At 62.3% G+C, this 20,479-nt stretch carries 19 protein-coding genes and 1 tRNA gene; 18 read left to right on the top strand and 2 right to left on the bottom strand.

Annotated elements, in window-relative coordinates; all coding sequences use genetic code 11:
* Nucleotides 1–33: 33 nt before the first annotated feature.
* Nucleotides 34–1,137: a chorismate synthase gene (aroC, locus tag PCE31107_RS08520; RefSeq protein WP_130026273.1), complete on the top strand. Its 1,104-nt coding sequence runs from the start codon at nucleotides 34–36 to the stop codon at nucleotides 1,135–1,137.
* A gap of 89 nt (nucleotides 1,138–1,226) precedes the next feature.
* Here aroC and PCE31107_RS08525 read toward each other — a convergent pair whose 3' ends face one another.
* Nucleotides 1,227–2,897, bottom strand: coding sequence for an electron transfer flavoprotein-ubiquinone oxidoreductase (locus tag PCE31107_RS08525; protein WP_017233310.1), 1,671 nt, complete (start codon nucleotides 2,895–2,897; stop codon nucleotides 1,227–1,229).
* A 178-nt stretch (nucleotides 2,898–3,075) separates the two neighbouring features.
* On the opposite strand from PCE31107_RS08525, the gene PCE31107_RS08530 reads away from it, so the two are divergent.
* The 3 genes from PCE31107_RS08530 (at nucleotide 3,076) to PCE31107_RS08540 (ending at nucleotide 5,692) form a co-directional block, all read left to right on the top strand.
* Nucleotides 3,076–3,852: an SDR family oxidoreductase gene (locus tag PCE31107_RS08530; protein ID WP_130026272.1), complete on the top strand. Its 777-nt coding sequence runs from the start codon at nucleotides 3,076–3,078 to the stop codon at nucleotides 3,850–3,852.
* A gap of 179 nt (nucleotides 3,853–4,031) precedes the next feature.
* Entirely contained in the window at nucleotides 4,032–5,096 is a 1,065-nt protein-coding gene (dctP, locus tag PCE31107_RS08535) for a TRAP transporter substrate-binding protein DctP (protein ID WP_130026271.1), read from the top strand.
* A gap of 182 nt (nucleotides 5,097–5,278) precedes the next feature.
* Nucleotides 5,279–5,692, top strand: coding sequence for an acyl-CoA thioesterase (locus PCE31107_RS08540; protein WP_281352562.1), 414 nt, complete (start codon nucleotides 5,279–5,281; stop codon nucleotides 5,690–5,692).
* A gap of 52 nt (nucleotides 5,693–5,744) precedes the next feature.
* On the opposite strand, the gene PCE31107_RS08545 is transcribed toward PCE31107_RS08540, so the two are convergent.
* The gene (locus tag PCE31107_RS08545) at nucleotides 5,745–6,290 is read right to left on the bottom strand and encodes a PAS and helix-turn-helix domain-containing protein (protein ID WP_130026269.1); all 546 of its coding nucleotides are present in this window, start codon (nucleotides 6,288–6,290) and stop codon (nucleotides 5,745–5,747) included.
* A 228-nt stretch (nucleotides 6,291–6,518) separates the two neighbouring features.
* Here PCE31107_RS08545 and PCE31107_RS08550 point away from each other — a divergent pair, with 228 nt between their 5' ends.
* From PCE31107_RS08550 to PCE31107_RS08615, 14 genes are all read left to right on the top strand, one after another.
* Nucleotides 6,519–7,217: a CoA transferase subunit A gene (locus tag PCE31107_RS08550; RefSeq protein WP_017233315.1), complete on the top strand. Its 699-nt coding sequence runs from the start codon at nucleotides 6,519–6,521 to the stop codon at nucleotides 7,215–7,217.
* Nucleotides 7,218–7,240: 23 nt separating this feature from the next.
* Nucleotides 7,241–7,879 carry a CoA transferase subunit B gene (locus tag PCE31107_RS08555; RefSeq protein ID WP_017233316.1) on the top strand — a complete coding sequence of 213 codons (639 nt, stop codon included), beginning with the start codon at nucleotides 7,241–7,243 and terminating at the stop codon, nucleotides 7,877–7,879.
* 275 nt (nucleotides 7,880–8,154) lie between these two features.
* Nucleotides 8,155–9,033, top strand: a complete 879-nt coding sequence (locus PCE31107_RS08560; RefSeq protein WP_150607763.1) for an alpha/beta fold hydrolase — start codon at nucleotides 8,155–8,157, stop codon at nucleotides 9,031–9,033.
* A 66-nt stretch (nucleotides 9,034–9,099) separates the two neighbouring features.
* Entirely contained in the window at nucleotides 9,100–9,456 is a 357-nt protein-coding gene (locus tag PCE31107_RS08565) for a RidA family protein (protein WP_017233318.1), read from the top strand.
* A 48-nt stretch (nucleotides 9,457–9,504) separates the two neighbouring features.
* Nucleotides 9,505–11,802, top strand: a complete 2,298-nt coding sequence (locus PCE31107_RS08570) for a RelA/SpoT family protein (protein WP_281352563.1) — start codon at nucleotides 9,505–9,507, stop codon at nucleotides 11,800–11,802.
* Nucleotides 11,803–11,876: 74 nt separating this feature from the next.
* A tRNA-Val gene (locus PCE31107_RS08575) sits at nucleotides 11,877–11,953 on the top strand.
* A 237-nt stretch (nucleotides 11,954–12,190) separates the two neighbouring features.
* The gene (gene thrS, locus PCE31107_RS08580) at nucleotides 12,191–14,098 is read left to right on the top strand and encodes a threonine--tRNA ligase (protein WP_130026267.1); all 1,908 of its coding nucleotides are present in this window, start codon (nucleotides 12,191–12,193) and stop codon (nucleotides 14,096–14,098) included.
* 28 nt (nucleotides 14,099–14,126) lie between these two features.
* Nucleotides 14,127–14,669, top strand: coding sequence for a translation initiation factor IF-3 (infC, locus tag PCE31107_RS08585; RefSeq protein ID WP_017233321.1), 543 nt, complete (start codon nucleotides 14,127–14,129; stop codon nucleotides 14,667–14,669).
* Between the two features lie 176 nt (nucleotides 14,670–14,845).
* A complete protein-coding gene (gene rpmI, locus PCE31107_RS08590; RefSeq protein ID WP_010806049.1) occupies nucleotides 14,846–15,043 on the top strand; it encodes a 50S ribosomal protein L35 in 198 nt (65 codons plus the stop codon).
* 25 nt (nucleotides 15,044–15,068) lie between these two features.
* Nucleotides 15,069–15,428, top strand: coding sequence for a 50S ribosomal protein L20 (gene rplT / locus PCE31107_RS08595; protein ID WP_010806048.1), 360 nt, complete (start codon nucleotides 15,069–15,071; stop codon nucleotides 15,426–15,428).
* A gap of 151 nt (nucleotides 15,429–15,579) precedes the next feature.
* Nucleotides 15,580–16,593, top strand: coding sequence for a phenylalanine--tRNA ligase subunit alpha (gene pheS / locus PCE31107_RS08600; protein WP_017233323.1), 1,014 nt, complete (start codon nucleotides 15,580–15,582; stop codon nucleotides 16,591–16,593).
* Nucleotides 16,594–16,679: 86 nt separating this feature from the next.
* Nucleotides 16,680–19,118, top strand: a complete 2,439-nt coding sequence (gene pheT, locus PCE31107_RS08605) for a phenylalanine--tRNA ligase subunit beta (protein WP_150607764.1) — start codon at nucleotides 16,680–16,682, stop codon at nucleotides 19,116–19,118.
* A gap of 62 nt (nucleotides 19,119–19,180) precedes the next feature.
* On the top strand, nucleotides 19,181–19,573 hold the full coding sequence (locus PCE31107_RS08610; RefSeq protein WP_017233325.1) for an integration host factor subunit alpha: 393 nt from the start codon (nucleotides 19,181–19,183) through the stop codon (nucleotides 19,571–19,573).
* 79 nt (nucleotides 19,574–19,652) lie between these two features.
* Complete coding sequence (locus tag PCE31107_RS08615) at nucleotides 19,653–20,039, top strand: MerR family transcriptional regulator (protein ID WP_130026266.1); 387 nt, start codon at nucleotides 19,653–19,655, stop codon at nucleotides 20,037–20,039.
* Nucleotides 20,040–20,479: the final 440 nt, after the last annotated feature.

Genomic DNA, 20,479 nt, shown 5'->3' on the forward strand with positions numbered 1-20,479 from the left:
GGCCTTCCCGTCCTCCCCGAACCCGATCCCCGTATGTCTGGCAATACGCTTGGAACTCTGTTTACCGTCACCACTTTCGGCGAATCGCATGGCCCGGCCATTGGCTGCGTGATCGATGGCTGTCCGCCGGGAATGGCGCTCACGGAAGCCGACATCCAGGGGGAGCTGGATCGCCGCCGTCCTGGCACGTCGCGCCACGTTACGCAGCGCAACGAACCGGACGCCGTCGAGATCCTCTCCGGCGTGTTCGAGGGCGTAACGACGGGGACGCCCATCGCACTGCTGATCCGCAATACCGATCAACGCAGCAAAGATTACGGCAACATCGTCCAGACGTTCCGCCCCGGACATGCCGATTACACGTATCTACAAAAGTACGGCGTGCGCGATTACCGTGGTGGCGGACGCTCGTCCGCACGTCTCACGGCGCCCGTCGTTGCCGCCGGCGCCGTCGCCAAGAAGTGGCTTGCCGAGAAATTTGGCGTGCAGGTGTACGGATGCATGACGCAACTCGGCGACATCGAGATTGCACAGACGGATTGGTCGCAGGTGTCGAAGAATCCGTTCTTCGCCGCCAACGCGGAAGTCGTCCCGCAACTGGAAGCGTATATGGATGACCTTCGCAAGGCGGGCGATTCGGTCGGGGCGAAGCTGCGCGTTGTGGCGACCGGCGTTCCGGTGGGCCTTGGAGAGCCGCTGTTCGATCGCCTGGATGCCGATATCGCCCACGCGATGATGGGCCTGAATGCCGTCAAGGGCGTGGAGATCGGTGCGGGTTTCCGCAGCGTCACGCAAAAGGGGTCGGAGCACGGCGACGAACTGACGCCGGAGGGCTTCGTCGGGAACAACGCCGGTGGCATTCTGGGCGGCATTTCGACCGGTCAGGATATCGACGTGTCGATCGCGATCAAGCCCACGTCGAGCATTCGTACACCGCGTCGCTCGATCGATGTTGCCGGTCACGCGTCGACGGTGGAAACGTTCGGGCGGCATGACCCGTGCGTGGGAATTCGCGCGACGCCGATTGCCGAAGCGCTGCTCGCGCTCGTGTTGATCGATCACGCGTTGCGTCACCGCGCGCAGTGTGGCGATGTGCAAGTCAACACGCCAGTCATTGCGGCGCGCGTGCCGGAATGACGCCGCTGGACTGACGGGGCGCAAAAGGCGCACGCCGGGCGTCGTCAGCCGCAGTGAAGGCCGCCGGGCGAACCGGCGGCGATACCGCATTACATATTCGGGTAGTTCGGCCCGCCTCCCCCTTCCGGCGTAACCCACACGATATTCTGCGTCGGGTCCTTGATGTCGCAAGTCTTGCAATGCACGCAGTTCTGCGCGTTGATTTGCAACCGCTCGGACTCGTCCTCGTTCTTCACGAACTCGTACACGCCTGCCGGGCAATAGCGCTGCTCAGGCCCCGCGTATTCGGACAGATTGATGCCAACCGGCACGCTGGGATCCTTGAGCGTGAGGTGCGCCGGTTGGTTCTCCTCGTGGTTGGTGTTCGAGATGAAGACCGACGACAGACGATCGAACGTGAGCTTCCCATCCGGCTTGGGGTAGGCGATCGGTTGGCATTGCGCGGCCGGCAGCAGGCACTCATGATCGGCCTTCTTGCGGTGAATCGTCCATGGCATCTTGCCGCCGAGCAGCTTTTGCTCGATGCCGGTCATGATCGTGGCCACGGTCAGGCCCTTCTTGAACCACTGCTTGAAGTTGCGCGCCTTGTTCAGCTCTTCGTGCAGCCACGATTGCTCGAACGCGGCCGGGTAGGCGCTGAGTTCGTCACGCTGGCGCTCGGCAACCAGCGCGTCGAAGGCGGCATCGGCTGCCATCATGCCGCTCTTGATAGCGGCGTGGCTGCCCTTGATCCGGCTGACATTGAGGAAGCCCGCTTCGCACCCGACCAGGGCACCGCCCTTGAAAACGAGCTTCGGCAGGGCCAGCAGACCGCCCGCTGTAATGGCGCGTGCGCCGTATGAAATGCGCTTGCCCCCTTCGAGGAAGTGCCGGATCGACGGATGCGTCTTGTAGCGCTGGAACTCCTCGAACGGCGACAGGTAAGGATTGCCGTAGTCGAGCCCGACGATGAAACCGACCGCCACCTGATGATTTGGCAGGTGGTAGAGGAACGAGCCACCGTAGGTTTGCGCGTTGAGCGGCCAGCCGGCCGTGTGGATGACGAGACCTTCCTTATGCTTGGCCGGGTCGATTTCCCACAGTTCCTTGATGCCCAGGCCGTAGGCCTGCGGATCGCGGCCTTCGTCGAGATTGAACTTGCGCATCAATTGGCGACCCAGGCTGCCCCGCGCGCCTTCCGAGAAGATCGTGTACTTGGCGTGCAGTTCCATGCCCAGTTGGAAGTTCTCGGTCGGTTCGCCGTCCTTGCCGACGCCCATGTTGCCGGTCGCCACGCCCATGACCGCGCCGTTCTCGTCGTACAGGATCTCGGCGGCCGGGAAACCCGGGAAGATTTCGACGCCCAGCGCTTCGGCTTGTTGTCCGAGCCAGCGCACGACATTGCCCAGGCTGATGACATAGTTGCCGTGATTCTGGAAGCAGGCGGGCAGCAGCCACGACGGCGTGGGGGTCGCGCCGGTCTCGTTCAGGAACAGGAAGCGATCTTCAACGACCGGGGTGTCGAGCGGTGCGCCAAGGGCTTTCCAGTCGGGGATGAGTTCGGTCAGCGCTTGCGGATCCATGACCGCGCCGGACAGGATGTGCGCCCCGATCTCCGAGCCTTTTTCCAGGACACATACGGAAATCTCCTTCCCAGCCTCCTGCGCGCGCTGCTTCAAACGGATTGCCGTGGACAGGCCGGCCGGACCGCCGCCAACCACGACGACGTCATACTCCATCGACTCCCTCGGGCCGTACTGCTCAAGCAGCTTGGGATCCATTGATGCTCCTGTTATAAACGTTAGAATTCGTGGGTGCGGCCATTTTCCGGGAATGGGGGGCACCTCGCAACCGCATATTAATAGCACGATCGTTCGGTATGGTAGGTAAGCAACTCTAGCGGCAGGCCAAGCGGCGCCGCCGTTGTTCAATGGGTGTCCAGGCTCGAGGGAGAAGACGATGGGGCGTTCGCTGAATCTCGAAGGGAAAGTGGCGATGGTGACGGGGGCCTCGAGCGGACTTGGCATGCAGTTTGCCAAGGTGCTGGCCCAGGCCGGGGCAAAGGTCGTGCTGGCCAGCCGGCGTGTCGAGCGGCTCAAGGAATTGAGGGCGGAGATCGAGGCGCAAGGCGGTGCGGCGCACGTCGTTCCCCTCGATGTGACCGACTACGACAGCATTCGCGCCGGGGTGGCCCATGCCGAGACCGAGGCGGGGGCCATTGATATTCTGATCAACAACTCCGGTGTGTCGACCCAGCAGCGTCTGGTCGACGTTACGCCCCAGGACTACGACTACGTCCTGAACACCAACACGCGCGGCACCTTTTTCGTGGCGCAGGAAGTCGCCAAGCGCATGATTCGGCGGGCAAAGGGCGACCCGCAGCGCCAGCACCGGATCATCAATGTGGCGTCGGTGGCCGGGCAGCGCGCGATTTCCATGCTCGGCGTGTACTGCGTGAGCAAGGCGGCGGTCATCCACATGACCCGCGCGATGGCACTCGAATGGGGGCGTTACAACATCAATGTCAATGCGTTGTGTCCGGGCTATATCGACACCGAGATCAACCACGAACATTGGCAGACCGACGCCGGTCGCAAGCTCGTTCAGATGCTGCCCCGCCAACGCGTCGGCGAACCGAGCGATCTGGACGGGCTGATTCTGCTTCTCGCCTCAGACGATTCCAGGTTTATCAACGGGTCGATCATGACGATCGACGATGGGCTGGCAGTCGGCTGAGCCTCGTCAGGCCTTGTGCCACGGCGATTTGGGGAATTGGGCAGGCGCGCTGCAATGCGGCAATCCGGGATTGTCCGAGGCAGTCAGCGTAGCGGAGACAAGCGCATAATTCTCGGGTGCTAATGGGGTCTTGAAGGACGTCGCGTTGACGTCGGATCCCGAAACATCTTGAGGACATCATGTTGAATCAAGGCTGGCGGGCGCTCGTCGGCGTCGCGCTCGCCCTCGCCGCAATCGCGCTGCCGGTGGCCGCGCAGCCCTACAAGGCTGAATACTCGCTGTCGATCATGCCCGATGCCGGCACGCCCTGGGGCAAAGGCACGCAACTTTGGGCGGACATGGTGCGCGAGCGTACGCGTGGGCGCATCAACATTCGACTGCACACAGGCGCCTCGCTCGTGGGCGGCGACCAGACGCGCGAATTCTCCGCATTGCGTCAGGGCGTGATCGACATGGCGGTCGGCTCGACGATCAACTGGTCGTCCGCGATACCCGAATTCAATGTTTTCTCCCTGCCATTCCTGCTGCGTGGCTGTCGTTCTCTTGATGCCCTGACGCAGGGCGACGTCGGGCGCGAGCTGTTTCGCCGCGTGGAAGAGCAGGGCGTCGTACCGCTGGCGTGGGGCGAGAATGGCTTTCGGCAACTGAGCAACTCTCGCCGGTCGATCCGTGCGCCGGAGGACATGCGCGGCCTGCGTTTCCGTGTTGTCGGGTCATTGCTGTTCAACGACATCTTCACGGCATTGGGCGCCGTGCCGACTCAGATGACGTGGAACGATGCGGTGCGCGCGCTGCGCGCACGCAAGATCGACGGCCAGGAAAATCCGATCACGGTCTTCAACAATGTGCGGCTCGATACGTTGGGACAGCGCTTCATCACGGTGTGGGATTACGTCGCCGATCCCATCGTGTTCTCCGTCAACCGACAGGTCTGGGATAGCTGGTCGCCGCAGGATCGCGACATCGTTCGCGACGCAGCGATCGAGGCAGCGCGATTCGAAGTGACGCTCGCAAGAGAAGACGCGATGCGCGGCGAGAATGCCGCGTGGGACGATCTGGCAGCGCGCGGCGTGAAGGTCACGCGACTCACGCCGGAACAACGCCAGCGCTTTGTCGACGCGACGCGCCCCGTCTATGCGAAATGGAAAGTGCTGGTCGGGCGCGATCTGGTCGACAAGGCCGAAGCCGCCGTGAAAGACGAGGCAACGATCGCCAAGACGCACGACGCCGGCGCGCGCAAGTAGTTGTCCCGGCTCGCGTCGGAAATGTCTGTGGCGGTGGTCTCACGCGATTCTGAAATGGCAGCCGCTCGTCGCTATTCGCCGAGGGTTGACGCACACCGAACGCTCCGACGCGCTACACTTTCTCCCCATGACGTCCTGTCACTACGCGGCAGGGCGTCGATTTTCAATATGGGGAATTTGCAGTGTCGTCAGAATACAAAGAAGTCTTTCGGATGAGCATGCCCATTCGCTGGGGCGATATGGATGCCTTCGGGCATGTGAATAACACCGTCTACTTCCGCTACATGGAGCAGGTCCGTATCTCGTGGCTGGAGTCGCTCGATATCGCGTCGGAAGAAAGCTCGACGGGCGAGGGGCCGGTGATCATCAACGCGAACATGACGTTCTTGCGTCAGTTGCGCTATCCCGGCGATATCGATTGCCGCATGTCGGTGGGCGCGCTGGGCCGAAGCAGCGTCGACACACGTTTTGAGCTGCGCCGCGTCGATACGCCGGATGTCCTTGTCGCCGAGGGCGGTGCGAAGATCGTTTGGGTCAACTACAAAGCGGAAAAGTCGGTGCCGCTGCCGGAAGCGGTGCGCGCGCTGATGGCTTGAGGCTTGTTTCGATGAAGCGGGAAGGGGGGCGCGGCCTGCCCCCTGGCGTTGCTCAGTTGCCGAGGAGTCGCTGAACGAGTTCGGTCGCCGTGCCGGCGCCGTACTTCTGCATCAGGCGGGCGCGGTAGATGTCGACGGTACGCGGGCTGATGTCGAGAATCTTGCCGATCTGCTTGCTCGTCTTGCCCTGCACGAGTTGTGCCGCGATTTCGCGCTCGCGAGCGGTCAGTGCCACGGCGACGCGACGTGTGGCCGACATGTCCTCAAAGGTCCAGAGGCCGGCGGCGTGCGGGTCTTTCACATCGAGCGAGCGACCCGTCACGTGGCACCAGAAAAGCTCGCCGCTGGCCCGGCGCATGATGCGCTCGTCAGCATAGACGCCCTGCGCGCTCATGATCGGCGGAATGCGCTCGCCAATGCGCTCGAACTCCTTGGGGGACGGATACAGCACCTGGAACGACTGACCGATCAAGGCCTCGGGCTCGTAGCCGAAGATCTTGCCAAGCTGTCGATTGCAGTCCTCGATGATGCGCTGGCGCGAAATGACCAGGCCGACGGGCGCGATGTGAAAAGCGGTCTGGTAGTCGAACGTCGGCATGGGGGAGCGGCGCAGATCCTGTCTGGGCGCGTGCCGGTGGATCGCGTGTTATGGCCCGGCGCGCAAGGAGATATGTAATTTCACGTATTGTGCCCGATTTGCCCGGCACCGTAAGCTCTATGATTGCATGAGGTGCGTGGCCACGGTGATTCAAGGGGCGACGCAAGCCTCGCGACGCGCAAGCGCGCGACATAATTTCAATTCTCAACCGAGGGAAAGGGACACACGATGAACAAGGTATACGCCAGCGCCAAGGAGGCGCTCGCCGATGTTGTCGCAGACGGGCAAACGCTCGCTGTCGGCGGCTTCGGCCTGTGTGGCATTCCCGAGGCCCTGATCGCCGCGTTGCGCGACTCGGGCGTCAAGGGGCTCACCTGTATCAGCAACAACGCCGGCGTGGACGGCTTCGGTCTGGGTTTGCTGCTCGAGACGCGTCAGATCAAGCGGATGATTTCGTCGTACGTTGGCGAGAACAAGGAGTTCGAGCGCCAATATCTGGCGGGCGAACTCGAGCTCGAATTCACCCCGCAGGGCACGCTGGCCGAAAAACTGCGCGCCGGTGGCGCAGGCATTCCGGCGTTCTTCACGAAGACGGGCGTGGGTACGGTAGTCGCCGAAGGCAAGGAAATCCGTGAATTCGACGGCGAGACGTACGTCATGGAGCGCTCGCTGCGCGCCGATATCGCGCTCGTGAAGGCCGCCAAAGCGGATCGCGCGGGCAACCTCGTGTTCAATCGCACCGCCCGCAACTTCAACCCGGTGGCGGCCATGGCCGGCAAGATCACCATCGTCGAAGTCGAGGAACTGGTCGACACCGGTTCGATCGACCCGGACGACGTGCACCTGCCCGGCATCTTCGTTCAGCGCATCGTGCTGAACGCGCATCCGGAAAAACGCATTGAACAACGCACGGTTCGTGCCAAGTAAGCGCCGAGATCAAGGAGATAACCATGGCATGGAATCGTGACGAAATGGCTGCGCGCGCGGCGCGAGAGCTGGAAGACGGCTTTTACGTGAACCTCGGCATCGGTTTGCCCACGCTGGTGGCGAACCATGTGCCCGACGGCATGGAAGTCTGGCTGCAATCGGAGAACGGCCTGCTCGGTATCGGCCCGTTCCCGACCGAGGACGAAGTCGATGCAGACATGATCAACGCGGGCAAGCAAACGGTGACGACGCTACCGGGTTCGTCGATCTTCTCGTCGGCGGACTCGTTCGCGATGATCCGTGGCGGCCACATCAATCTGGCAATCCTCGGGGCGATGCAGGTCAGCGAAAAAGGCGACCTCGCGAACTGGATGATCCCGGGCAAGATGATCAAGGGCATGGGCGGCGCAATGGATCTTGTCGCCGGTGTCGGTCGCGTGGTCGTGCTCATGGAGCACGTTGCCAAGGGCGACGCCCACAAGATCCTGAAAGCCTGCGATCTGCCGCTGACCGGCCTTGGCGTGGTCAACCGCATCATCACCGACCTCGGTGTGATCGATGTGACGCCGGACGGTCTGAAGGTGGTCGAGCTCGCGCCGGGCGTGACGAAGGAAGAAATTTCGCAGAAGACCGGGGCACCGCTCGACACGAGCGCTGTCTGACGCGTGGGTGACGTGGCCGTCGTCTCTTGTGGCCTGAATGCCAGGGGCGTGTGACACGCGGTATTGCTGAGGGTTGCCGTGGCCGTTGAACCCGGTGACCGATGGAAGGCGAAGCGGGCGGGGATTTCCCCGCCCGTTTTGTTTTGGCGGTGCCGGTGAGTCGGCCGCTATCCGGGTTCTGCGCGACGCCGCGCGCCGTGTTGCGGGCATCGCTGCAAAGGTAGACGGCAAGCGCGGTAGAATTCGGTTCTGGAAACCGATCCGATGAGTCTGTCATGTCGAGCTACGCGCCGCGCCTGTCGAACGTTCAGTGCCTGAGCCCTTCCGGGTTGCATCGTATGGCGTACACGGAATGGGGCGATCCGGAGAATCCGCGCGTTCTGTTGTGCGTGCATGGGCTGACGCGATGCGGTCGCGATTTTGACGTGCTGGCGAAGACGTTCGCAAACGACTACCGTGTCGTGTGTCCCGACGTGGTTGGGCGCGGACAGTCGTCGTGGCTGCGCAATCCCGCAGGCTATGTCGTGCCGCAATACGTCTCCGACATGGTGACGTTGATTGCGCGCCTGGGCGTGACGTCCGTGGACTGGTTCGGCACCTCGATGGGCGGGTTGATCGGCATGGGCCTCGCGGGCTTGCCCGATACGCCGATTCGCAATTTGTTGCTCAACGATGTCGGACCGCACATCGATGTCGCCGCGCTCGCACGCATCGGTCAATATGTCGGTACGCCGAAGCGTTTTGCATCGATCGACGAGGGGGCCGACTACCTCTGGTCGATCTCGTCGTCATTCGGTCCGCATACCCGGGAGGAATGGCGCGCATTGTGCGAGCCGCTGCTCAAGGCCGACGGCGATGGGTATGTGTTGCGTTACGATCCGTCGCTCGGAGCGGCATTTGCCGCGATTTCGCCCGAGGCCGTAGCGGCGGGAGAGGGCATGCTCTGGGCGTCGCTTGCGGCATTTTCCGGGCGCCTGTTGATTGTGCGCGGCGAGCAGTCGGATCTGCTCTCTCGCGCGACGCTCGAACAAATGCTGGCGCTCGCGCAACACGCACGCGCCGTGGAAATACCCGGCGTGGGACACGCGCCGACGTTTGTGCATGCGGATCAGATCGAGATCGCACGCCGTTTTTTTGAGGGATTTGCCGACTGACACTCGCTCCGGTGGCGGGGTGTGGCGACAAGTCCGACGTTCGAAGAACACGAGGAGTCTTACATCATGGCAGTACAACGTTTCTACGTCGAAAAGCGCTGGTCGGACATGGCGGTGCACAACGGCACCGTTTATCTGGCAGGGCAGACGCCGGATGACCGCACGCAGGACATGGTCGGTCAGACGCGTCAGGTACTCGCGCATATCGACCGCCTGCTCGCCGAGGCGAATAGCGACAAGTCGCTGATTCTTTCCTGTCAGATCTATATTTCGGACATGAAGTATTTCGGCGAAATGAACCAGGTGTGGGACGAATGGGTGCCGGCGGGTAATGCACCTCCGCGTGCCACTGTGCAGGCGTTGCTCGCCGACCCTGCCATGCTTGTAGAAATCGTGGTGGTGGCGGCTCAGCGCGAAGGCTGAGTCTCACGACCCGTATCATCAGGGGCGCGCGTCGCCCCATGTTCCGACATGAACCAACATCAAGCACCGACCTCCGCTGGCACGAATTCGACAACGGCGCCCGACGCCCGGAATTCGACCCCGGGCGTGGGTGATGTGCCCCTGCCCGCCACGCTCGAGAACGCGCTCGCGTTCGCCACGACCCTGTGCGGCGAGCATGTGCTCTCGTCCGGCGAGCCGATCATGGCGCACGCACGCGGCATGCTCGCGATTCTCGATACGCTGCGCGTGGACGAGGCAACGCATCAGGCCGCGGCGCTCTTCTCCGCCGTCGAGTTCCTGCCGGATCCCCAAACCACGTTGACCCAAACCTTCGGCGCCGAAGTGGCTGCGCTCGTGATCGACGTGCGCAAGTTGCAGCGGCTCTCGGGCGCGGGCTCGCGTGCCGCGCAGGCCATGCCGACCGACGGGCGCGATCGCGACGCCGCGGCAGAGCGCAAGTCGCAGGTCGAAGGGCTGCGCAAGATGCTGCTCGCGTTTGCGCAAGACATCCGTGTGGTGATGATCCGGCTGGCGTCGCGTCTGCAATCGCTGCGCTGGTATGCGGCGCAGAAGAAGGCGCCCCCTGAGGAGATGCCGCACGAGGTGCTCGAGATCTACGCGCCGCTTGCGAACCGCCTCGGCATCTGGCAACTGAAGTGGGAGCTCGAAGACCTCGCGTTCCGCTTCCTGGAGCCAGTCACTTACAAGCAGATTGCCAAGCTGCTCGAAGAGAAACGCGTCGAGCGTCAGACGTTCATCGAGGGAGCGATCCAGCGACTTCAGGACGAACTGGCGCGCGCGGGTGTCAGGGCCGAAGTGTCCGGGCGGCCGAAGCACATCTACAGTATCTGGAAGAAGATGCGCGGCAAGGCGGTCGATTTCGCCGAACTGTACGATGTGCGCGCGTTTCGCGTGATCGTCGACGATATCAAGGATTGCTACACGGTGCTGGGCATTGTCCACAACCTGTGGCAGCCGATTCCGAAAGAGTTCGACGATTACATCTCGCGTCCGAAGCCCAATGGCTACAAGTCGCTGCACACCGTGGTGATCGGCGATGACGGGCGGGCATTCGAAGTGCAGATACGCACGAATGAGATGCATCACTTTGCCGAGTATGGCATCGCGGCCCACTGGCGCTACAAGGAAGCGGGGCAGCGCGGCTACGGCGGCGCGTTTTCGGCGAACGAGGCCTACGACGAGAAGATCGCCTGGCTGCGCCAGTTGCTCGCGTGGAAAGACGATGTGGCCGATACGGTGGGCACCGAGGGGGCCGCGCAGCCGTGGGCGCAGCTCAAGCGCGCGACGATCGACGATCATATCTACGTGCTCACGCCGCAGGCGCGCGTGATCGCGTTGCCGCAGGGGGCGACGCCGGTCGATTTTGCGTATCACCTGCACTCGGAGCTGGGGCATCGTTGCCGTGGCGCGCGTGTCGACGGCGCGATGGTGCCGCTCAATACGCCGCTGCAGAACGGGCAGACGGTCGAAATCGTGACGGTCAAGCAGGGCGGCCCGTCGCGCGATTGGCTCAACACGCAGTTGGGGTATTTGCAGAGTCATCGGGCGCGCCAGAAGGTGCGTCAGTGGTTCAATACCATCGATCTCGAAGAAACGATCGCCCATGGCCGAACGCTGATCGACAAGACGTTGCAGCGCGAGGGCAAGACGTCGGTCAATCTGGAGGAACTGGCGGCTCGGCTCGGATTCCGGACGCCGGATGACCTTTACGCGTCGATTGCCAAGGACGAGTTCAGCCTGCGACATGTCGAGCAGGCGCTGTCGGGCAACTTGCCGGGGCCGGAGCCGCGCGACGAGGACACGCTCGTCGCGAAGAAGAGCCTCGACACCAGCGTCACGCAGGGGGCCAAGAGCGGCGTGCTGGTCGTGGGCGTCGGCGCGTTGCTCACGCAACTGGCCAAGTGCTGCCGTCCGGCGCCGCCGGATCCGATCGTGGGGTTTGTCACGCGCGGCAAGGGGGTATCGATCCACCGTCAGGATTGCACGAGCTTTCACGCCATGAAGGCGCGGGCGCCGGAGCGGGTAATTCAGACCGCGTGGTCGGCCGATGTGCTCGAAGGGCGGGGCGTGGCGGCGTATCCGGTGGATATCCAGATCGAAGCGACCGATCGTCAGGGATTGCTGCGCGACATCTCCGAAGTGTTCTCACGGGAAAAGCTCAACGTCACCGGGGTCAGCACGCAGTCGCGGGGGGCACAGGCGTTCATGCAGTTCACCGTGGAAGTGCGCGATGGCGGGCAGTTGCAGCGCGCGCTGGCGCAACTGGGCGGGGTGGCGGGGGTGATGTCGTCGCGGCGGCGGTGATCGGCATTTGCGGCAGGCACAATATTCGCTTGGCGACTCGCTGAAATATTGCTAGAATCTCGTTCTCTTGTAGTAGGCTCGTAGCTCAGCTGGTTAGAGCACCACCTTGACATGGTGGGGGTCGTTGGTTCGAGTCCAATCGAGCCTACCAACGAATTTGATGCATGACAGTCCGCGAGACCCCGCAGACACAGACGCTGGAAAACACTCATGTTGAAGACGGCCCGAACTTTCACAGTGGTGAAGGTGCGACGTTAAGTCGAGGGTGTTTTTCGTCTGGATGCAAGGAATGAAGAGACGGCCTCGACGACAGTCGAGGCCGTTTTTTTTCGTGGTTTTGCCGCGTGGCGTTGGCCGCGCGTGATGCTTTTGCGCATGGGAGTGCGACATGATTTCGGTACGTTTGCCTGACGGCTCGCAACGCCAGTACGAAGCCCCGCTCACGGTGGCGCAAGTCGCCGGCTCGATCGGCACGGGCCTGGCCAAGGCTGCCCTGGCCGGCCGCGTCGACGGCAAGCTGGTCGATACGTCCTATCTGATCGAGCGCGATGTGAGTCTCGCTATCGTCACGGACAAGGACGCCGATGGCCTCGACGTCATTCGTCACTCGACGGCTCACTTGCTGGCCTACGCCGTCAAGGAGTTGTTCCCTGAAGCGCAGGTCACGATCGGCCCGGTCATCGAAAACGGCTTCTACTACGACTTCGCGTTCCACCGCGCCTTCACGCCGGAAGATCTCGATGCCATCGAGAAGAAGATGCACGAGCTGGCCAGGAAAGACGAGCCGGTCACGCGCGAAGTGCTCTCGCGCGACGACGCCGTGCGTCTGTTCCTGTCGATGGGTGAGAAGTACAAGGCCGAGATCATCGAATCGATTCCGGCGACGGACGAGATCGGCCTGTATCGCGAAGGCAAGTTCGTCGATCTTTGCCGGGGGCCGCATGTGCCGTCGACGGGCAAGCTCAAAGTGTTCAAGCTGATGAAGGTGGCGGGCGCCTACTGGCGCGGCGACGCCACGAAAGAGCAGCTTCAGCGCATTTATGGCACGGCCTGGACAAAAAAGGAAGACCAGGACGCTTATCTGCACATGCTCGAAGAGGCGGAAAAGCGCGATCACCGCAAGCTCGGCCGCGCGCTGGACTTCTTCCACATGCAGGAAGAGGCGCCCGGCCTCGTTTTCTGGCACCCGAAGGGCTGGACGCTCTGGCAGCAGGTCGAGCAGTACATGCGCCGCGTCTACCGCAACAACGGTTATCAGGAAGTGAAGGGTCCGCAGATTCTCGACCGTGCGCTTTGGGAGAAGTCGGGCCACTGGGAGAACTACAAGGACAACATGTTCACGACGGAATCGGAGAATCGCGCGTATGCGCTCAAACCGATGAACTGTCCGGGCCATGTGCTGATTTACAACTCGGCGCTGCACAGCTATCGCGATTTGCCGCTGCGCTACGGCGAGTTCGGCCAATGTCACCGCAATGAGCCGTCGGGCGGTTTGCACGGGCTGATGCGCGTGCGCGGCTTCACGCAGGACGACGGTCACATTTTCTGTACGGAAGACCAGATTCTCGACGAGTGCGTGAATTACACGGCGCTGCTGCATGCCGTCTACAAGGATTTCGGCTTCACCGACATGATCTACAAGGTCGCGACGCGCCCTGAGCATCGTGTGGGTTCGAACGAGAACTGGGACAAGGCTGAATTTGCGCTGATGGAGTCGCTGCGTCGTTCAAACTGCGAATTCGTGATCGCGGAGGGCGACGGGGCGTTCTATGGCCCGAAGATCGAATACACGCTCAAGGACGCGCTTGGCCGGCAATGGCAGTGCGGCACGATGCAGGTCGATTTCTCGATGCCGGAGCGCCTGGGCGCCGAATACGTGGCGGAGGACAACGGCCGCCGTCGTCCGGTCATGCTTCACCGGGCCATCCTGGGGTCGCTCGAGCGTTTCATCGGCATTTTGATCGAGCACCATGCTGGTGCAATGCCCGTCTGGCTCGCTCCGGAACAGGTCATTGTGCTGAATGTGTCCGAAAAAACGGCCGATTATGCCCACGCAGTAACGAAAAAGTTGAAAGAACAAGGGCTTAGGGCTCGGAGCGATTTGCGCAACGAGAAAATTAGCTATAAAATACGCGAGCATTCCTTGCAGAAGGTTCCCTACCTTGTTGTCGTAGGGGACAAAGAGCAGGAAGCGAATACGGTAGCCGTGCGTGCCCGTGGCGGCGTGGATCTGGGTGTGATGCCCGTTGACGCGCTCATCGAACGTCTGGCGCAGGAATGCGCAACGTTCCAATAACGCCTGTCGGACCGCGCGGCTAAATTTTTTGTTTTTTTCGAGGATAAGCAACATCGCTACCGATAAAGCGCATCGCATCAATGGCGAAATCACTGCGCCTGAAGTGCGTCTAACCGGGGTCGACGGTGAACAGCTCGGCATCTTGAAACTTGCCGAGGCTTTCCGTCTGTCCGAAGAGGCCGACGTAGATCTGGTGGAAATCGCGCCGCAGGCGCAGCCGCCGGTGTGCCGCCTGATGGACTATGGCAAGTTCAAGTATCAGGAACAGAAGAAAGCGCACGAGAACAAGCTGAAACAGAAGGTTGTTCAGATCAAGGAAGTCAAATTCCGGCCTGGCACCGACGACGGCGACTACAACGTCAAGTTGCGCAATCTGAAGCGGTTCCTCGAAGAAGGCGACAAGACCAAGATCACGCTGCGTTTCCGCGGCCGTGAGATGGCTCACCAGGAAATCGGCGCTCGCATGCTGGAACGTCTGAAGTCCGATCTCGAAGAGGTCGGCCAGCCGGAACAGATGCCGAAGATGGAAGGCCGTCAGATGATCATGGTCATCGCGCCGAAGAAGAAGTAACGCCGTGGCGGTATCGATCGATACCGCCGGGCTGCAAGGAATTGCCGCCGTGGCCCGCAAGGCCGCGGCAGTGATGCAGGGTGCTGTCTGACCCTGAATACAAGTGGTCTCGGGTTCTACAAGGGGCGCGATTTTGGCGTCACACCTGTGATCATGTTAAAAACTCGGAGTTTTTCATGCCTAAGATGAAAACCAAGAGCGGTGCCAAGAAGCGCTTTCGCGTGCGTCCTGGCGGTACCGTTAAGCGTGGTCAGGCTTTCAAGCGTCACATTTTGACGAAGAAGACCACCAAGAATAAGCGTCACCTGCGCGGTGCCGTCGGCGTTCATGAGTCTGATCTGAACTCCGTACGCGCAATGCTGCCCTTCGCTTAAACCCCGACTTAGATAGGAGAGAAACATGCCTCGAGTCAAACGTGGGGTCACCGCACGGGCCCGCCATAAGAAAGTCATCGCTGCTGCCAAGGGTTTCCGCGGCCGTCGCAATAACGTCTTCCGCATCGCCAAGCAAGCGGTCATGCGCGCTGGGCAGTACGCCTATCGCGATCGCCGTAACAAGAAGCGCGTGTTCCGCGCCTTGTGGATTGCGCGTATCAATGCAGGTGTGCGTCAGCACGGTATGACCTACAGCGTGTTCATCGCTGGTCTGAAAAAGGCCTCGATCGAACTCGACCGCAAGGTGCTGTCCGACATGGCCATCAACGACAAGCCGGCGTTTGCCGCGATTGTCGCCCAGGTGAAAGCCGCCGTCGCAGCCTAAGCTGTAGTTAGCGTATCGCGCGCTTTACCGCGTGCCATTCGCCAGGAGGGGGCTCTCATCGGAGCCCCCTTTTGTTTTTCGCATGCCTTTTCGCTGGTTTTTTCGCTGGCATCTGCGGCCATTCCGACCGCCTAACTTGAGTCTGTAGCATATGGATCTGGAACTTATCGTCAGCGAAGCGCAGCGTGCGTTCGCCGCCGCTCCCGACGCCGCCGCGCTGGAAAACGAGAAAGCCCGCTTTCTCGGCAAGACCGGCCAACTGACCGAGTTGCTCAAGGGCCTCGGCAAGCTTGATCCCGACGCGCGCAAGCATGAAGGCGCACGGATCAACGCGGCCAAGCAACAGATCGAAGGCGCCCTGCAGGCGCGCCGCCAGGCCATGGCCGACGCGCTGCTCGACGCGCGCTTGTCGGCCGAGGCCGTCGACGTCACGCTGCCCGGCCGAGGCCTGGGCGCTGGCAGCCTGCACCCCGTGCTTACCACCTGGGAGCGCGTTGAACAGATTTTCCGTTCCATTGGGTTCGACGTGGCCGACGGCCCCGAAATCGAAACCGACTGGTTCAACTTCACGGCGCTGAACAGCCCGGAAAACCACCCCGCCCGCTCGATGCAAGACACGTTCTACATCGAAGGGAACGACGACGCCGGCAAGCCGTTGCTGCTGCGCACGCACACGAGCCCGATGCAGGTGCGTTACGCGCGCATGAACAAGCCGCCGATCAAGGTGATCGCGCCGGGCCGTACGTATCGCGTGGATTCGGATGCCACGCACTCGCCGATGTTTCATCAGGTCGAGGGCCTGTGGATTGCCGAAGACATCAGCTTCGCCGACCTGAAGGGGGTGTACACCGATTTCCTGCGCAAGTTCTTCGAACGCGACGACATTCAGGTGCGTTTCCGCCCGTCGTATTTCCCGTTCACTGAGCCGTCCGCTGAAATCGACATGCAGTTCGAAACGGGCAAGAACGCCGGCAAGTGGCTGGAGATCTCGGGCTCGGGGCAGGTGCATCCGACGGTCGTGCGCAACATGGGACTCGACCCGGAGCGTTATATCGGCTTCGCGTTCGGTTCGGGTCTGGAGCGTCTGACGATGCTGCGCTACGGCGTGCAGGATCTGCGACTGTTCTACGAAAACGACCTGCGCTTCCTGCGCCAATTCATGTAATCGATGCCGACGGCCCCGGACTGGCGCGCGAAGCCGCTGCCGCCGGGCTCTCGGAAGTGAAGACTTAACTGCGAGCGAACTGATCCATGCAATTCTCTGAATCGTGGCTGCGTACCTTGGTCGACCCGGATTTGTCGACGGACGCGTTGGCGCATGCCCTGACGATGTCCGGGCTCGAAGTCGAGGAAACCGACCCGGTCGCCCCGCCGTTTACCGGTGTGGTCGTGGCCAAGGTGCTCGACGTCGCCCGGCATCCGGACGCCGACCGTCTGAACGTGTGCCAGGTCGACGCCGGTACCGGCGAGACGCTCACCATCGTGTGCGGCGCCCCCAACGTGGCGCCGGGCATCAAGGTGCCGTGCGCGACCGTGGGTGCGGCATTGCCCCCGGCCGAGGCCGGCGGCGCCCCATTCCAGATCAAGATCGGCAAGCTGCGCGGCGTGCAGAGTTTCGGCATGCTGTGCTCGGCGCGCGAACTGAAGCTCTCGGAAGACCATGGCGGTCTGATGATCCTGCCGGACGACGCACCGGTCGGCATGAGCATCCGCGAGTATCTCGATCTCGACGACACGGTGTTCGTCGTCAAGCTCACGCCGAACAAAGCGGATTGCCTGTCGCTGCTGGGCATCGCCCGCGAAGTGGCCGCCATTACCGGCGCGCCGCTCAAGGACTTGCCGGGGCAGGGCGCTCAGCCCGCGACGATCGCCGACACGCTGCCGGTGCGGATCAGCTCGCCGGAAGGTTGCGGTCGCTTCGGCGGCCGAATCATCCGCAATGTGAATGCTGCCGCAGCGTCGCCGCGCTGGATGGTCGAGCGCCTTGAGCGCGCCGGTCAGCGCAGTATCTCTGCGCTGGTCGACATCACCAACTACGTGATGCTCGAATTGGGCCAGCCGCTGCACGTCTACGACCTGAACCGCCTGCAAGGGGGGATCGACGTGCGCTTCGGGCGGGCGGGCGAAACGCTCAAGCTGCTCAACGAACAGACCGTCACGCTCGACGAGAACGTGCTCGCCATCACCGATGCCAGCGGTCCGATCGGGCTCGCCGGCATCATGGGCGGCGACTCGACCAAGGCGGGTCTTGAGACGCAAAACATCTTCCTCGAAGGCGCGTTTTTCTTTCCGCAGGCGATTCAGGGCCGGGCACGCAAGTACAACTTCACAAGCGATGCCTCGCACCGCTTCGAGCGCGGCGTAGACTTCGCCGGTAATGGGCGCGCGCTTGAGCGCGCCACGCAACTGGTGCTGGACATCTGCGGCGGCCAGGCCGGTCCGCTTGAAGACCAGATCGCACAGTTGCCCGAGCGTCAGCCCGTGACCCTGCGCGTCGCCCGTGCCATCAAGATTCTGGGTGTGCCGGTTTCCGAGGCGGAGATGAGCGCGATCTTCACGCGCCTGGGTCTGCCGTTCACCTTGCAGAATGGCGTGTTCAGCGTCACGCCGCCGTCGTATCGATTCGACATCGAGATCGAAGAAGATCTGATCGAAGAGATTGCACGCATCTACGGTTTCGATCGCATTCCGGCCAATCCGCCGGTCGCTGCAAGTGAAATGCGCCCGACGCAGGAAGGCCGCCGCTCGCAACACGCGTTGCGTCACGCCGTGGCGGCGCGCGATTATCACGAGACGGTTGGCTTCAGCTTCGTCGACGTTGAGTGGGAAGCCGATTTTGCCGGCAACGATCACCCCATCAAGCTGCTCAATCCGATCGCCAGCCACCTGGCAGTGATGCGCTCGACGCTTATCGGCAGCCTGATCGCGAGCACGCGCTACAACCTGAACCGCAAGGCGTCGCGTGTACGCGTATTCGAAATCGGCCGCACTTACCATCGAGACAATACGGTCGCCTCGGGCGAACTGAGCGTTGGTGGTTACCGTCAGCCGCTCACGGTCGCGGCGCTGGCCTATGGCCCGGTGCTCGACGAGCAATGGGGCGCGGCAACGCGTCAGGTCGATTTCTTCGACGTGAAGGGCGATCTCGAAGCGCTGTTGTCCCCGCGCACGGCACGCTTCGTGAAGGCCGAGCACCCGGCCTTGCACCCGGGGCGCAGCGCGGCGATCGAGGTCGATGGCAAGCGTGTCGGGATCATCGGCGAGCTGCATCCGCGCTGGCAACAGAAGTACGACCTGCCGCATGCGCCGGTGTTGTTCGAGATCGAGGCGGAAGCGCTGCTGGTGCGCGACGTCGCGAGCTACGAGGACATCTCGAAGTTCCCGCCGGTCACGCGCGACATCGCGCTGGTGGTGGATCAGGCGCAGCCGGTGCAAGGGCTGATCGACGCCATGCTGGCGGCGCGTCACGACGATCCGGCATGCAGCGTCGTGCAATCGGTTCGCCTGTTCGACGAGTTCCGTCCGAAGGCCGGTGCAGCCTCGGGCTCGCTGGGGCCTCAGGACAAAAGCGTGGCGTTTCGTGTTACTCTGCAGGACCCCTCGGGTACGTTGCAAGACGAGACGGTCCAGGGCGCCATCAACGCACTGGTACAACGGGTAGAAGGGTTCGGCGCACGTTTGCGCGCCTGAAACTCAGTCAACATCCGCTTGCGAGTTGGTTATCGCACTGTCATCGCCATCGCGTGGGACGTATGAACGAAATGAATCCTGGTGAATTTGAAGCCATGCTCGCGGCGCAGCGCATCGCGCTGGGTCGCAGCGACACGAACGAGGTCTCGACCGAAGCGCCGACGCTGACCAAGGCCGAACTGGCCGAGTTGCTGTTCGAGCAAGTCGGTCTGAACAAGCGCGAAGCGAAGGATATGGTCGAGGCCTTCTTTGAATCGATCCGCGATGCGCTTGAGTCTGGCGACAGCGTCAAGCTCTCCGGCTTCGGTAATTTCCAGTTGCGCGACAAACCGCAACGACCCGGCCGCAATCCGAAAACCGGCCAGGCGATTCCGATTGCCGCGCGTCGGGTGGTGACCTTCCACGCCAGCCAGAAACTCAAGTCGATGGTGGAATCAGGCGTGCTGGGCAAGTGATTCCCGGCCGCCGCTTTCTGTGGCGGCCGCTGGTCTTTCCTCCGCTGTTTAACCGTCGTCCCATTCCGCCAACGCCGCGATGGATCACGTTGCCTTGCCGCCGATTCCCGCAAAGCGTTACTTCACCATCGGTGAGGTGAGTGAGCTGTGTGGCGTCAAGCCGCATGTACTGCGCTATTGGGAGCAGGAGTTCACGCAACTGCGCCCCGTCAAGCGGCGCGGTAATCGACGGTACTACCAACACCATGAAGTCCTGTTGATCCGGCGTATCCGGGAGTTGCTCTATGAGCAGGGCTTCACCATCAATGGTGCGCGTAATCGCCTCGATGCCGACACGCCGCGTGGCGCCCGCGCAGCTGCGGGGCACGCAGGCGAGTCGGCCGCATTGGCCGAACCCGAGACGACCCTCGACGTGGTTGACTTGCGCCACCGCCTGGAGGCGGTCATCGATCTGCTCAAGTCCTGAGCAAGGCGTACGCATCGGTGGTGGCGGTCCTGGCGCGCTTGCACTGTCTTCTCTTTTGCTGTCAATGCCCATAGCCACGCGATAGCGAGTGCATGTGACGCATCCCGTGGCATTCGGCTGCTGGGGCGCGCCTCGAACCGTGCCTCGGACTTCGGGATTCTCCTAGTGCGGCGGTCGCCGAAATGTCCGTAATCCGACATATGGCACGCCGTGGGGTGGGGCCGTGTTCGCGCCCCCCTGCCGGAACACGAAAACGCCAAACGACTTCCGGGGGCGCCGCGATTGCCTTACACTTGCCGGAAACCATGGCGTCCGTTGGCGACGACCGCTGGATCCTATTGACGACCGGGCCAACACCGATCTTTGCGCGTTTTGGCACAAAGGCTGAAAGGATCTCCACCTATGGCGGAACCGAGCACAACGGGAGCGCGACACGGGCG

The sequence above is a fragment of the Pandoraea cepalis genome, from assembly GCF_902459625.1.
Lineage (GTDB): Bacteria > Pseudomonadota > Gammaproteobacteria > Burkholderiales > Burkholderiaceae > Pandoraea > Pandoraea cepalis.

Excerpts from the sequence above, each read along its gene's own strand:
- dctP (WP_130026271.1), top strand. The coding sequence starts at position 4,032 with ATGTTGAATCAAGGCTGGCGGGCGCTCGTCGGCGTCGCGCTCGCCCTC.
- PCE31107_RS08560 (WP_150607763.1), top strand. The coding sequence starts at position 8,155 with ATGTCGAGCTACGCGCCGCGCCTGTCGAACGTTCAGTGCCTGAGCCCT.
- PCE31107_RS08565 (WP_017233318.1), top strand. The coding sequence starts at position 9,100 with ATGGCAGTACAACGTTTCTACGTCGAAAAGCGCTGGTCGGACATGGCG.
- PCE31107_RS08525 (WP_017233310.1), bottom strand. The coding sequence starts at position 2,897 with ATGGATCCCAAGCTGCTTGAGCAGTACGGCCCGAGGGAGTCGATGGAG.
- PCE31107_RS08545 (WP_130026269.1), bottom strand. The coding sequence starts at position 6,290 with ATGCCGACGTTCGACTACCAGACCGCTTTTCACATCGCGCCCGTCGGC.
- thrS (WP_130026267.1), top strand. The coding sequence starts at position 12,191 with ATGATTTCGGTACGTTTGCCTGACGGCTCGCAACGCCAGTACGAAGCC.
- rpmI (WP_010806049.1), top strand. The coding sequence starts at position 14,846 with ATGCCTAAGATGAAAACCAAGAGCGGTGCCAAGAAGCGCTTTCGCGTG.
- PCE31107_RS08550 (WP_017233315.1), top strand. The coding sequence starts at position 6,519 with ATGAACAAGGTATACGCCAGCGCCAAGGAGGCGCTCGCCGATGTTGTC.
- PCE31107_RS08530 (WP_130026272.1), top strand. The coding sequence starts at position 3,076 with ATGGGGCGTTCGCTGAATCTCGAAGGGAAAGTGGCGATGGTGACGGGG.
- rplT (WP_010806048.1), top strand. The coding sequence starts at position 15,069 with ATGCCTCGAGTCAAACGTGGGGTCACCGCACGGGCCCGCCATAAGAAA.
- aroC (WP_130026273.1), top strand. The coding sequence starts at position 34 with ATGTCTGGCAATACGCTTGGAACTCTGTTTACCGTCACCACTTTCGGC.
- PCE31107_RS08615 (WP_130026266.1), top strand. The coding sequence starts at position 19,653 with ATGGATCACGTTGCCTTGCCGCCGATTCCCGCAAAGCGTTACTTCACC.
- PCE31107_RS08555 (WP_017233316.1), top strand. The coding sequence starts at position 7,241 with ATGGCATGGAATCGTGACGAAATGGCTGCGCGCGCGGCGCGAGAGCTG.
- pheT (WP_150607764.1), top strand. The coding sequence starts at position 16,680 with ATGCAATTCTCTGAATCGTGGCTGCGTACCTTGGTCGACCCGGATTTG.
- PCE31107_RS08610 (WP_017233325.1), top strand. The coding sequence starts at position 19,181 with ATGAACGAAATGAATCCTGGTGAATTTGAAGCCATGCTCGCGGCGCAG.
- PCE31107_RS08570 (WP_281352563.1), top strand. The coding sequence starts at position 9,505 with ATGAACCAACATCAAGCACCGACCTCCGCTGGCACGAATTCGACAACG.
- pheS (WP_017233323.1), top strand. The coding sequence starts at position 15,580 with ATGGATCTGGAACTTATCGTCAGCGAAGCGCAGCGTGCGTTCGCCGCC.